Annotated in this window: 8 protein-coding genes; 5 read left to right on the top strand and 3 right to left on the bottom strand. The window is 71.2% G+C overall.

Annotated features, from left to right (window positions below; genetic code table 11):
- The 4 genes from purF to BSZ37_RS15630 all read left to right on the top strand — a co-directional run bounded on the left by purF (nt 1) and on the right by BSZ37_RS15630 (nt 6,475).
- On the top strand, nt 1-1,515 hold the full coding sequence (purF, locus tag BSZ37_RS15615) for an amidophosphoribosyltransferase (RefSeq protein WP_095511446.1): 1,515 nt from the start codon (nt 1-3) through the stop codon (nt 1,513-1,515).
- A 116-nt stretch (nt 1,516-1,631) separates the two neighbouring features.
- Nucleotides 1,632-3,848, top strand: coding sequence for a carbohydrate binding family 9 domain-containing protein (locus BSZ37_RS15620; protein ID WP_095511447.1), 2,217 nt, complete (start codon nt 1,632-1,634; stop codon nt 3,846-3,848).
- A gap of 321 nt (nt 3,849-4,169) precedes the next feature.
- Nucleotides 4,170-5,879 (top strand): hypothetical protein, encoded by a 1,710-nt coding sequence (locus tag BSZ37_RS15625; RefSeq protein ID WP_095511448.1) that lies wholly within the window; start codon nt 4,170-4,172, stop codon nt 5,877-5,879.
- Between the two features lie 86 nt (nt 5,880-5,965).
- The gene (locus BSZ37_RS15630; protein ID WP_095511449.1) at nt 5,966-6,475 is read left to right on the top strand and encodes a hypothetical protein; all 510 of its coding nucleotides are present in this window, start codon (nt 5,966-5,968) and stop codon (nt 6,473-6,475) included.
- Here the strand turns inward: BSZ37_RS15630 and BSZ37_RS15635 are convergent.
- Together BSZ37_RS15635 and ggt are read right to left on the bottom strand one after the other, a co-directional pair.
- Complete coding sequence (locus tag BSZ37_RS15635) at nt 6,472-7,293, bottom strand: HAD family hydrolase (RefSeq protein ID WP_095511450.1); 822 nt, start codon at nt 7,291-7,293, stop codon at nt 6,472-6,474. The genes BSZ37_RS15630 and BSZ37_RS15635 overlap by 4 nt on opposite strands.
- Nucleotides 7,294-7,364: 71 nt before the next feature.
- Complete coding sequence (ggt, locus tag BSZ37_RS15640; RefSeq protein ID WP_095511451.1) at nt 7,365-9,113, bottom strand: gamma-glutamyltransferase; 1,749 nt, start codon at nt 9,111-9,113, stop codon at nt 7,365-7,367.
- A gap of 725 nt (nt 9,114-9,838) precedes the next feature.
- On the opposite strand from ggt, the gene BSZ37_RS15645 reads away from it, so the two are divergent.
- Nucleotides 9,839-11,635, top strand: a complete 1,797-nt coding sequence (locus BSZ37_RS15645; RefSeq protein ID WP_095511452.1) for a sodium:solute symporter family protein — start codon at nt 9,839-9,841, stop codon at nt 11,633-11,635.
- Here the strand turns inward: BSZ37_RS15645 and BSZ37_RS15650 are convergent.
- Complete coding sequence (locus tag BSZ37_RS15650) at nt 11,622-13,370, bottom strand: M43 family zinc metalloprotease (protein WP_095511453.1); 1,749 nt, start codon at nt 13,368-13,370, stop codon at nt 11,622-11,624. The genes BSZ37_RS15645 and BSZ37_RS15650 overlap by 14 nt on opposite strands.
- Nucleotides 13,371-13,430 lie beyond the last annotated feature (60 nt).

Below are 13,430 nucleotides of genomic sequence, written 5' to 3' on the forward strand. Positions count from 1 at the left end.
GTGGACAAACCGCGCGACCACTGCGGCCTCTTCGGCGTGTACAACCACCCCGACGCGGCCCGGCTGACCTACTTCGGCCTCCACGCCCTCCAGCACCGCGGCCAGGAGTCGGCCGGCATCGTCACGAGCGTCTACGACGAGGCGAAGGGCCGGAAGGTCATGCCCGTCCTGAAAGACTTCGGGCTCGTGCTCGACGTGTTCGACAACAAGGACGAGTTCGACGACACGCTCGTCGGCGACGCGGCCATCGGGCACACGCGGTACTCGACGTCGGGGAGCGCGACGAACCCGGCTAACATCCAGCCGTTCGTCGTCCACGACCGGGAGGGCCACTTCGCCCTCGCCCACAACGGCAACCTCTCGAACGCGCGCGCCATCCGCGATCAGCTCGTCGAGAAGGGGACGCTCTTCAACTCGTCGTCCGACACGGAGCTGATCCTCCACCTCGCGGCGCAGAGCCGGGAGGCCGGGCCGGTCGCCCGGATGGTCGACGCGCTCCACCAGTGCCAGGGCGCGTTCTCGCTCGTCATCCTGACCGACGACGCGCTCATCGCGGCCCGCGACCCCAACGGGTTCCGCCCGCTCGCCCTCGGGAAGCTCCCCCCCGCCGACGGCCGTGAACACCCGGCCTGGGTGGTGGCCTCCGAGACGTGCGCGTTCGACATCGTCGGGGCCGAGTACGTCCGCGACATCGAGCCCGGCGAGATCCTGGTCATCGACCGCGAGGGCATCCAGCGCGTGGGGACCGGCGGCGACTTCAACGGCGTGTGCATGCCGCGCAAGGACGGCGTGAGCCAGTGCGTCTTCGAGTACGTCTACTTCTCGCGGCCCGACTCGAAGATCTTCGGCGCGACCGTCGACAAGGTCCGTCGGAAGATGGGCAAGCGGCTCGCGCACGACGCGCCGGTCCCGCACATCGAGAAGGGGGACGGGAAGCGGCCCATCGTCATGTCCGTCCCGGACTCGTCGAACACGGCCGCCATCGGCTACGTGTCGGAGTCGAACAAGATGGGTCACCGGTGCAAGCTCGACATCGGCCTCATCCGCAACCACTACGTCGGGCGGACCTTCATCTCGCCGGGCCAGTCGACGCGGGAGCAGCGCGTCCGGACAAAGTTCAACCCGATCCGGGGCGTCCTCGAAGGGCGCGTCGTGGTGATGGTGGACGACTCGATCGTGCGCGGGACGACGGCGCGCCAACTCGTCAAGATGGTCCGCGAGGCCGGCGCGGCCGAGGTCCACTTCCGGTCGGCCAGCCCGCCGGTGCGGTGGCCGTGCTTCTACGGGATGGACTTCCCCTCCCGCGAGGAGCTCGCCGCCAACAAGCACGGGGCCGTCGACGCCATCGCCGAGTGGCTCGGCGTCGACTCGCTGGGCTACCTCTCGGTCGAGGGCATGCTGGACGCGGTCGAGGAGGCCCACGAGAGCCGCGATCGGTACTGCCACGCGTGCTTCTCGGGGACGTACCCGGTGCCGGTCGAGACGGGCGTGGTCAAGGAGGAGAACGACTGGTAGCTCCGCCCGCCTCGGCGGTTTTCCTGAGCGGAGCTGAAGGGCCGGAGCGGAGGGGGTCGGAGCCTGTCAGGGATCGCCTGACGGCGGGTAGCTTTCGATCCCCACCTGGCCACCGCATGCTCCGCTCGCTCCTCCTCGCTGCCCTCGCCCTGGGGGCGCCCGCCGTCGCGCAGACGTCGGCCCCGGCCGACGACCTCCCGACCCCGGCGCCGACCGAGCGCGAGATCTGGGCCACGTTCACCGACGAGGCCCCGCGGATCGACGGTCACCTCGACGAGCTCCTGTGGCGACGGGTCGAGCCCGTGCGCCTGTTCACGCAGGTCTGGCCAGACACCGGCGCGCCTGCGACCGAAGAGACCGAGGCCTACGTCGCATACGACCACGACAACCTCTACGTGGCGTTCCGGATGCTCGACAGCGAGCCCCACCTCATCCGCGCCAAGAACCTCGAGCGCGGCGGGCGCAACGACCGCGACGACCACGCCTACATCGGCCTCGACACCTACCGCGACGGCCGCAACGCGTACCTCTTCGAGATGAACGCGCTCGGCACCCAGGACGACGCGACGATCACCGACGAGGGCCTCACGATCGACAGCTTCTCGTGGGACGCCGTGTTCCGCTCCGAGACGGTCATCGACGAGACCGGCTGGACGATGGAGGTCGCCATCCCCTTCCGCCAGCTCCGCTTCCCCGAGGGCGACGACCTCGCGTTCGGCCTCATGCTCTCGCGGACGATCAACCGGAAGAACGAGCGCGTCCTGTGGCCCGAGATCGGACTCGACCGGGGCAGCAGCTTCGCCGCGCTCGCCACGGTCTCGCAGTACGGCGTCCTCCGCGGGCTGAAGGGGATCCGCCGCGGCCGGAACCTCGAGATCAAGCCCTACGGCATCACCGGCGCTCAGCAGACCCGCCCCGACCTCGGCCTCCCGGACACCGAGGCCGAGGTCACCGCCGACGCCGGCGTAGACATCAAGTACGGCATCTCGTCCAACCTGACGATGGATCTCACGGTCAACACCGACTTCGCGCAGGTCGAGGCCGACAACGTCCAGATCAACCTCAGCCGGTTCGGGCTGTTCTTCCCGGAGAAGCGGGAGTTCTTCCTCGAGCGCTCGGGCCTGTTCGAGCACGGCAACGCGCGCTCGACGCAGACCTTCTTCTCGCGCCGGATCGGGCTGACGGAAGACATCCTCGCCGGCGCCCGCGTGACGGGGCAGGTTGGGCCGTTCTCGGGCGGGGTCCTCAACATCGAGACGGGGCCCGGGATGGGCGACCTCTTCGGCACGCAGTCGACCAACAACACGGTCGCGCGGCTCCGGACGGACGTGCTCCCGCGCGCGACGGTCGGCGGGATCGTGACGAACCTCCAGACCAGCGACCGCTTCAACCGCGCCGCCGGCGTCGACGGGCAGGTCCGGTTCGGAGCGAACAGCCTCGTCGACGCGTGGGCGACGCAGGTGTGGGACTCCGACCCGGACCTGAACAGCGCGGCCGGCCACGCGCTCGTCCAGCTGGCGACCGACGAGGTCGGGGCGAACGTGGCGTTCACGAGCGTGGGCTCGACGTACGCCCCCGCGCTCGGGTTCGTCCGCCGGCAGGACATGCGGCGCGTCGCCGGCGGCGCGTTCTACCGCCCGCTCGTGTCGATCCCCGGCCTCCCGATCGTCCGCCGGCTGGCGATCCAAACGGAGGGCGCGTACATCACGGGGCAGGACGGCGAGGTCCAGACGACCGAGCTCGGCGCCGAGGTCCGCGCCGACCTGTACCGCCGCGACGTGGTCGGGCTGAGCGTCAACCGCCAGTTCGAGCGGCTGGAGGTCCCATTCGCCATCCGCGAGGACGAGATCGTCGCGCCGGGCGACTACGCGTTCGTGCAGGCCGGGCTCCAGGGCGAGACCGACTCCAGCCGCCCCCTCTTCGCATCGGGCGGCGTCGCGACCGGCGGGTTCTTTGGCGGCACGCGGACTGACCTCGGTGTCAACGCGGGCTGGCGGCAGTCCCAGCACCTCGTGCTCGAGGGCGGCCTGAATCACTCGGTCATCGACCTCGGCAACGGGTCCTTCTCGGCGACGGTCGCCTCGCTCTCCGCGCTGACAGCCTTCAGCCGGACGCTCTTCGGGCGGACGCTCGTCCAGTACGACAACTTCTCGCAGGAGCTCCAGGCCAACGTCCGCCTCGACTGGATCCACACGCCCGGGAGCGACCTGTTCGTCGTGTTCAACACGGCCTACGGCCTCGAAGACGACGCCGACCCGTTCGACCCGCGCCGGACGCTGTCCTTCCGCGACCGCGTCGCCATCGTCAAGCTGACGTACCTCGTGCTGATCTGACCCTGGCCGCCTCGGCGCCGAGGCGGAGGGGGCCTAGCCCGCTAACGGGGCGTCGGCGGCGACGATTCGTGCATGTGCCGGACGCGTGACAGGACGCACCAGGGAAACCCGTATCGAGAGTCGGAGGGAGTGACGACGGCCCGCGTCACGTCCCGCACTCCAGACCCGACGTCGAAACCTACGCTGCCGGGAGGGCCACTGTGGTGCGTCGCCGTGTCACCCGGGCGCGTCCTCCCTCCGTGATTGTCGCCGCAGCGGGCCAGAGGTCGCCGCGGCGGGCGGACGAACGGTCCGCGCCCCTATCCCCACCTTCCTGGCATCATGACTCTTCATGGACAGACCACGGGCGCCTACGGCAGCCCGTTCCGCACCCAGACGCTCGCCGGCGCAACGCTGGTCTTCTACCCCCACGAGAAAGGCTCGTCCGACACGTCCCGCTGGGGCTGGACGTCTCTCGACGCCCTCCCCGATGGCGAACTCGGCCGAACGACCGTCGCCGACGACGGGTCCTACGAGGTGGACCTCGACCTCGACGGGCGCATCGTCGTGGTCGCGGCCGAAGTGAAGCGGCTGACCTACGCCCCGGACACCGACCGGACGGCCGTCGGACTCCTCGGGACGGGCGTGATCACCGGGTCCGAGGACGGCTCCCGGCTCGCCATCGCCCTCCCGCCTCGGGCGTACTGCGACCTCCTCCGCGCGCTCGACCTGTGGCTCGTCGCCGGCCATGTCATCGACTGCTCAAACGCCCAGACGCCGGCCGCCGGCGCCGACGTGACCGTCTTCGACCGCGACCTCACGCAGGACGACACGCTCGGGACGGACACGACCGACGGGAGCGGCAGCTTCGAGGTCTTCTTCCCACGGGCCACGTTCCGCCAGATCCCAGCGCTTCCGCCGCCGTTCGACTCGATCCTCCCGCACGAGCTCATCGGTGGGCCCGACGTGTACTTCCGTGTCGAGCTCGGCGGCTCCGTCCTTCTGGAGGAGGACCCCGCGATGGGCCGGACGTCGGGTCGAGAGAACCGCCCGAACTGCACCTACGTCGAGCTCTGCGTCGAACCGCCCGACCTCCCGACCGACGCGTTCACGGTCTGGACGAGCATCGGCACCGTCCTCGTCCCCGACTCGGCCGGGCTCAACGACTTCGACGCCGACGGATTCGTCGACAGCGGCAAGCTCGCCTTCACCGGCCTCCTCGACTTCCACGGCGACGTGGCCCAGACGACGAGCGGCAACCCCACGCGCTATCGGTTCCAGGCGGCCGAGTGGGCCGACCTGGGGACGGCTCCGGCGTACCCTGCCGACTACGCACCGCTCACGTCGGCCGAGATCACGAGCAAGCCCTACGGCGCCCTCTTCGTCTCCACCGGCCCCGGCCCGTTCGACTTCACGACGACGCCCCTCGCGCCCAACCCGGACGCGAACGGGTGGATCGACGTCAGCCAGGACCCCAACTTTTTCCGGCCGAGCACCTACCCGATGGTCCAGGTCGACACGCGGGTGCTCGTCCCGGCCATCGACACGTCGGGGGGCGAGACCGTCGGCGCGGGGGGCCCGGTGCCGGCACCCCAACAAGACCGGCCTCGGAAATGGTCGTTCGTCCTCGAGATGATCGACGGCGGGAGTGTGGTGAACCAGGCACCGGTCACGGTCCACCTCAACAACTCGGCGGCCTACGCACGGCTCAACCTCCAGGAGCTCCTGAGCAACGACTGCACGCCGATCACGAGGGCGGGCACGGACGTCACGGTCCACCCGATGTTCAGCATCGGGCACCCGTACCTCCGGACGTACCGGATCTGGATGCAGCGCCAGGGCGGCGCCATCGAGGACATCACACAGGACGACCACACCGCCCACACCCCCGTTTGGACCGACCCCGATGGCGAGAGCGGCACGCTGACGCACACCTACGGCGACGCGGCCCAGTGCTCGTACCGCGTGTGGCTCTCCTTCGGCCGACGCCTCACGAACGGCTACGGCGGCCCGGGCGACGGATCGCTCCTGCGAACGTTCTGCACGCCGTAGCCGACGGCCCCCTCCGCCTCGGCGCCGAGGCGGAGGGAGTGGGACGGCGCGTGCACCGTACGTTGCCGCCCCGTCCTCATCCTCCCATGCCGGCACTCACGCTCACGCCCTCCGTGTACCACGGCACCCGTCGGCAGGGGGACTTCTCCTGGATGCTCGGCCAGGACGCGTGGTCCCGCTCGCTCTTCGTCTACAACGACAACGAGTCGCAGTCGGGGGTCTATCTGGACCAGGTCGACGCGGGCACCGTCGACCCCGCGTCGAGTGCGTGCCAGGCGGGGGCCGGCAACGGCGCCATCCGGCCGTACCAGTGTCTCACGCCACCCAGGGCGGCCGGCGTCCCGACGGGCCCTGGATGGGCCGACCTCGACGACGGGAAGGCGGCGATCGACCGCGCGCTGGCCCACGTCCGCACGCTCTTGGAGACCGGCGACTACGACGAGGTGATCTACAGCGCCAAGAGTGCGTCGGAGCCGGGCGTCCTCGGATCGGGGACGTTCTCGCCTCCCAAGGACGTGCTGACGTACATCCCGAACGAGTTGAAGCGGATCGTGGACGAGGTAAACGCCATCCGAGACCGCTCCTCTCTCGGCTAGGCCTCTGGGGTCTCCCCCGCCTCGGAGTGGCTGCGGACGGCGGCGTCCTCGTCCGCCTCGGCGGCCGGCTCGGCGCTCCCCTCGATCTCGTCCTCCGACGGTGCCAGCACGCCGAGGAGGTCCGACGTCGTGGCGAGGATGAGGGCGGCGCCTTCGCGCCGGAGTTCCTCCTCCGTCCCGAACCCGCAGAGCACGCCGACGGCCTGGGCGCCCCCGGCCCGAGCCGTCCGCATGTCGACGGTCGTGTCGCCGATGACGAGACACCGCTCGGGCGCGACGCCCATGGCCTCGGCGCAATAGAGAAGCGGGTCGGGGTACGGCTTCATGCGCGGCGTCGTCTGCGCCCCGGCCACTGCGGAGAAGTGCTCCAGGACGCCGTGGTGTTCCAGGAACGCCCGAATCCGAGACTCGCCACCGGTCGACATCGCGCTGATCGGGTACCGCTCGGCGAGGGCGTGGAGCATCTCCTCGACGTCCGGGACCATGTCGTGCGGGACCTCGTCGGCGGCCCCCGCGGGCCGTTCGGCGCGGCGCTGGCGCTGCTCGCGGGCGCGCTCGACGAGGTCTTTGGTCCTCCCCTTGACGCGGGAGAACTCGTCGTCGAGGCCGAGCTTGTCGAGCATCCCGTACGCCGCGTTTACCGGCGTTTCGGCGCCCATCACGAGCTGCCGGGCGAGCTTTGTCGCCCGCCGTCCGCTCACGAACGGGACGGCGTCGAGGACGCTCGCGATCTGGTCCACGAGGTGGTCATCGGTGTCGGCCAGCGTTCCGTCGATGTCGAAGACGAGGGCATCGATGCGGTCGAAGTCGAGAGACATGGAAGGTGAGAGATGGAAGCTGGCAGACGACGCCCTGCGCCTCTTTCCCGTTTCCCGATGCCCTAGTTCCCTCAATACCCCCTCGCGTCGTCGTCGTCGCGGCGGGGGTCGGCGCCGCCTTCGAGGGCGCGCGTGCCGTCGGGTCCGTAGCGGACGACGACGATGTTGGCGGCGCCGAAACGCGTGAGCTGGTCGAGACTCCAGCCGCGCTGGCGGAGGCCGTCGAGCGTGGCGTCGGGGAAGCCGCTCTCGTGCTCGAGTTCGTCCGGGAGCCACTGGTGATGGAAGCGGGGGCGCGAGACGGCCTGCTGCGCGTCGAGGCCGAAGTCGATCACGTTCGTCACCACCTCGAACACGGTTGAGATGATGCGCGCGCCGCCGGGCGAACCGGCCACCATGAACAGCCGGCCCTCCGGGTCCTCCAGAATCACCGGCGTCATCGACGAGACCATTCGCTTCCCGGGGGCGACGGCGTTCCGCTCGCCCTGGACGAGGCCCCACCCGTTCGGCCGGCCCGGCGCGCTCGTAAAGTCGTCCATCTCGTCGTTGAGGAAGAACCCCGCGCCGCCGACGACGACCTTCGATCCGAAGTAGTCGTTCAGCGTCACCGTGAGCGCGACGGCGTTACCCTCGGCGTCGACGACGGACAGGTGGGTCGTCTCGGTCCCCTCTCGTGGGACCGGCGGCGGCGTACCGTGGGTCACGTCGAGGCTTCGCGAGGCCCGGCCCGGGTCGAAGGTCGCCATCCGCGAGGCCACGTAGCGTGGTTGGATGAGCGCCTCGGCCGGGACGTCGACGAAGTCGGGGTCGCCGAGCCAGTGGGCGCGGTCGGCGAACGCGCGGCGGAGGGCCTCGCCCGCGAGGTGGACCACCTCGGGCGACTGGAAGCCGAGGCGGCCGAGGTCGACGGGCTCGACCGCGCGGAGGGCCTGCGCGAGCGCGATCCCGCCCGAGGCCGGCGGCCCCATCGCCAGGACCCGGTGCCCGCGGTACGACGACTCGAGGGCGGGCCGCTCGACCGCGCGGTACGACGCGAGGTCGTCGTGCGTGATGAGGCCGTCGCCGCGCTCCATCTCGGCCACGATGAGGTCGGCCGTCTGACCGCGGTAGAACCCGTCGCGGCCGTCGTCCCGGATCCGGCGGAGGGTGGCCGCGAGATCCGCCTGGACGAACCGCTCGCCGGGCGAGAAGAGCTCGCCGCCGGGCTTGGTGAAATACCGCGCCGTCGATTCGAACGCCGCGAAGTCGTCGCAGTAGCGATTGAAGAGGATGGCGTTGCGGCCGGAGAGGTACTGGCCCTCCGCGAGGCTGATGGCCGGCGCCATCACGTCCGCGAGCGGGAGCTTGCCCTCGGCAGCGTGGGCCGCCAGCAGCCCCGCGACCGTCCCTGGCACGCCGACGGCGCGGTGCCCGCGCTGCGACGAGTTGCCCTCGACGTACATCTCACGCCACGCCCGCTGCGGGGCCGTCTCGCGGAAGTCCCACGACGTCGCGCTCCCGTCGGCCCGGCGGATCACCATGAACCCGCCGCCGCCGAGGTTGCCCGCGTCGGGGCTCACGACGGACAGGGCGAACCCGATGGCGACGGCCGCGTCGACGGCGTTCCCTCCCTGGCGGAGCACGCGGAGGCCGGCCCGGCTGGCCTCGGGGTGCCCCGTCGAAACCATCGCCGAGGCGGACCGGGCGGGCTCCACCGAGTCCGCGACGGCCACCGGCGGCGCGACAGACGGGCCCTCCGCGGCGGGTGACGGAGCGGTCGGGCAGACGGCTCCGAGGAGCGCGGCGAGGACGGGAAGGACGACGGCGCGGGCGAGGGACATTCGCGGAGCGAGTCGAAGACCGGGTTCGGGTGGACAACCCCTCAGATGGCGTGAAGTTGTCACTCCCCTAGACATTTCGGGCACAACAGGTTGCACTCCGCGCTTCATGCTCGCTACATTCGAGGGAGGTCAAGTTCCCGCTGTGGATAACTTTCTAGAGTGGGGACCTGCCCGGGACGCCCTCTCCCATCCACCACCACCCCCGAACGGATGAACCGCCTCATCCCCACCATGACCGCAGCGGCCGCCCTTGTCGGCCTCGGTGTGCTTCTGGTCTTTCAGTTCTAGTCGGCTCTGCCGTCTGGCTTGCGAGCGCCGCCCGGGACCTCCCCGGCGGCGCTCGCTCGCGTTTGGGGGCAAGGGGGCAAGATGCAAGGTTGGTGGTGGTGAGGAAGTCCAGAGCTGGAAGTGCGACGTTTGGTGCCGCCGTCAGCACCCTCACGCTGTCATCCCGAGCAGCGCGAAGGATCGCGGTGGACGCGGCCGGACCGCCCAAGTCAACCGAGGCGACAGTGGGCACGAGACCTTTCCCCCCGCCGCTGCGCGGCTTCATTCGAGAGGACACTGGTGGAGGCAGCGCCGAGCCCGCAGCGGCCCCGCCCGTAGCGGTGCCGAGGTGGAGGGGCTCGATCGGATGGGAGCTCCGTCATGGCGGACGCCGGGCCGGAACCCGCCTGCCTGCACCCCTCCCCCCGCGCTAGCTTCTGGCGTCCCCCCTCTCCGCCATGAGCCCGCTCGACTGGGTCATCGTCGTCCTCGTCCTGGGCCTCACGCTGGGGCTCGCCGCCCGGTTCGCCCGGCGCGCCTCGCGCTCGACCGACGAGTTCTTCGCCTCCGGCCGGTCGATGCCGTGGTGGCTGGCCGGCACGAGCATGGTCGCGACGACGTTCGCCGCCGACACGCCGCTCGCCGTCGCCGAGCTTGTGGCCCAGTCCGGCGTGGCCGGCAACTGGCTGTGGTGGTACGCGGCCCTCGGCGGGATGCTGACCGTGTTCTTCTTCGCCCGGCTGTGGCAGCGGAGCGGCGTCCTCACCGACGTCGAGTTCGTCGAGCTCCGGTACGCCGGTCCGCCGGCCGCGTGGCTCCGCGGGGTGAAGGCCGTCTACTTCGGGCTGTTCGCGAACGCCATCGTCATCGGGTGGGTCGTGCTCGCCATGTCGACCGTCTTCCGGGTCCTCTTCCCCGGCATGACCGTGTTCGGCCAGAGCGAGATTGCCGGCCTCGACGCGCCGACGGTGGCGGTCGGCGGGCTGATGCTGCTCGTCGGCGTGTACTCGCTGCTGTCGGGGCTGTGGGGGATCGCCGTGACCGACGCGTTCCAGTTCACGCTCGCCATGGTCGGGTCGATCGCGCTCGCGTGGTACGCCCTCGACCTCCCCGAGGTGGGCGGGGTCGCCGGGCTCCGGGCCGCGCTCCCGGCCGACGCGTTCCGCTTCACGCCCCGCCTCGGCAACCCGGTCGAGGGGGCTGCGACGCTCGCCCTCAGCGGCGTCGCGTTCGCGGCCTACATGGGCGTCCAGTGGTGGGCCAGTTGGTACCCCGGCGCCGAGCCCGGCGGCGGCGGCTACGTCGCCCAGCGGATGCTGGCCGCCCGGAGCGAGACCGACTCCGTCCTCGCCGTCCTCTGGTTCGCCATCGCCCACTACTGCCTCCGGCCGTGGCCGTGGATCCTCGTCGGGCTGGTCGCGCTCGTGCTCTACCCCGGCCTCGAGAACCCCGGCGAGGGCTACGTCATGGTCATGCGTGATGCGCTCCCGTCGGGCCTGCTCGGTCTGCTCTTCGCCGCGTTCCTAGCCGCGTTCATGTCGACGATCTCGACGCAGCTCAACTGGGGCACGAGCTACCTCGTGAACGATCTGTACCGGCGGTTCATGGCGCGGGGGAAGAGCGAGCGCCACTACGTCGCGGTCTCCCGCGTCCTCACCTTCCTCCTCGCGATCGGCGGGTTCGGGATCGCGACGCAGCTCGACTCGGTGTCCGGCGCGTGGGGACTCCTGCTGAGCGCCTCGGCCGGGATCGGGCTCGTGCTCATCCTCCGCTGGTACTGGTGGCGCGTCAACGCGTGGAGCGAGCTGACGGCGACGGTCGTCCCGCTGCTCCTCGTGGCGCTCCAGCTCGTCGGGCTCGACGTCCCGTTCCTGACCGACCCGTTCCCGACGAACCTGTTCGGGATCGCGGCGATCACGACGGTCGCGTGGCTGATCGTCACGTTCTTCACGCGGCCGACGCCCGAGCCGACGCTCGACGCGTTCTACCAGCGCGTCCGGCCCGGCGGACCCGGCTGGCGACCCGTCGCTGCGCGGAACCCCGGGGTCGAGGTCGACACGGGACTGGGCCAGCTCGCGCTCCAGTGGCTGCTGGGGAGCGCCGCCGTCTACGCCGCCCTGTTCGGCGTCGGGTGGATCGTCCTCGGCGAGACGCTCCAGGGAGTCGTCACGCTCGGCGCCGCGATCGCCGCGATCGCGTTCCTCGTCCGATCGCTGCGGGCGGCCGGCACGCCCGCGCTCGTCAGCGCAGGATGACGACGCGGCCGACGACCGCCTCCGCCTCGGTGCGCGCGCGGACGACGTAGAGGCCGGGCGCGGCCGTCGACGCGTCCCAGCGGAGGTCGGGGTAGCCGACGGCCAGCGGCGCCCGGTCGGCCAGGACCGCGACGACGCGGCCCCGTACGTCGAGGACCTCGACCGTCACCTCGAGGTCGTCGGGGAGTTGGAGCGGGACGGTGACGAGCCCACGGCTCGGATTCGGGTAGATCGGCCCGATCGCGAGAGCCTCCGGTCGAAGGAGCACGTCGAACGTGAGCGCCAGCGAGACCTCAGGCCGGAACGGGTCGTTCGTCTCGATGACGATGGGCTGCTGGTAGGTCGTCGGCGTGAGGGCACCGGGCTCGAAGGAGAGCACGATCTCGGCCGTCGTGCCGGCCAGGATCGCCCCCGACGACGGCTCCGCCGAGGCGACCCAGCTCGGCAACCCGGTCAGCTCGAACAGGAGCGTGCCGCCGCCCTCGTTCGAGAGCGTTACGGTCCGCTCGACCGCATCTGCCCCCTCGATCACCCGCGCCACGAGCGCCGGCGCCCCGAGGCGGGCCGTCGGGGGGACGACGGCCTCGCCCTCGAGGGCGAACAGCTCCGGCGTCACGTCCTGCTCGGTCTCGACCTGGATGGCGACCGCGCCCGGCCGCGACGGGAGGATCTCGAGGTCCAGGAGGACGGCCTCGCCCGGCGCCACCGTCCGCGGCCCGCCGACGACGACGACGTCCGCCCCGCTCGCCGTCGCGCCCGTGACCGTGATCGGCGCCCTGCTCGCGTTCGTGACGCGGAGCGGGGCCGTCGTGGTCACGCCGACGAACAGGCCGTCGAGGATCCGCCGCGGGACGGTCGCGAGGGCGTAGCCGCCGGCGACGAGCGTCGGGCGGTAGGTCGCCACCATCGCGTCGGCGCGGGTGCGCTGACCGCCGGTGAACTCGGTCATGCAGGCGTCGTCCGAGTAGTCCATGTAGTTGTGGATCGGATCGAGGCCGGGGTCGGTGGGGCACGAGTCGGGCGGCGGCGACGGGCAGCCGGACGTCCCGCGGAGCTGCTGCGGCGTGTCCTCGACGCCGTCGTTCGAGGCCGTGCACCCGCCCGAGAACGTGTGGTAGAGCCCGAGCCAGTGGCCGACCTCGTGGGTCCCCGTGTGGCCCAGGTTGTAGGGCGCCGCGTCTCCGCCCGGCAGCGACTGGTCGAGCAAGACCACGCCCTGGTAGGGCTCGGCCTCGTCGTAGAGCTCCGGCAGCGTGGCCCACCCGAGGTAGTCGAGCCCGAGCGACGCCGTGTAGAGGTTGAGCACGCGCGCCGGGTCCAGCCCGAGCGCGTCCTTCATCCGGATCTCCGCGAACGAGCCGAGCACGAGGTCCTCGTACCACTCGGCGTTGTCGACCCGATTCACGAGCGCGAGGGCGAAGCGGACGCCGAACCCGGCGAACGCCGAGTTCAGCGTGTCGATCTGCGCCTCGACCCACGCATCGGGGACGTTCCCCTCCTCCACCGTGAGCCCCGACCGGAGCACGTGGACGGCGACCGGCACCGTCACCGACTCCAACGCCCGCCGCTCGAACGCGCCCTCGGCCCGGTACGCGCTGACGACCCGTTGCGTCGCGAGGGCCTGCGAGATCGTCGGCTCGGGCGTGGCGCACTGCCGCGGACCCATCGTGAGCGTCTGCGCCGCGGCGCCGAGGCTCACGGCGAGGAGGAGAACGAAGGCGAGCGCGAGGCGCACGGGCGACGTGGGAGGCACAGATCAAGCTACGCCCCACCCTCGTCGGTTCGTGCCCGCGCA

The sequence above is a fragment of the Rubrivirga marina genome, assembly GCF_002283365.1.
Lineage (GTDB): Bacteria > Bacteroidota > Rhodothermia > Rhodothermales > Rubricoccaceae > Rubrivirga > Rubrivirga marina.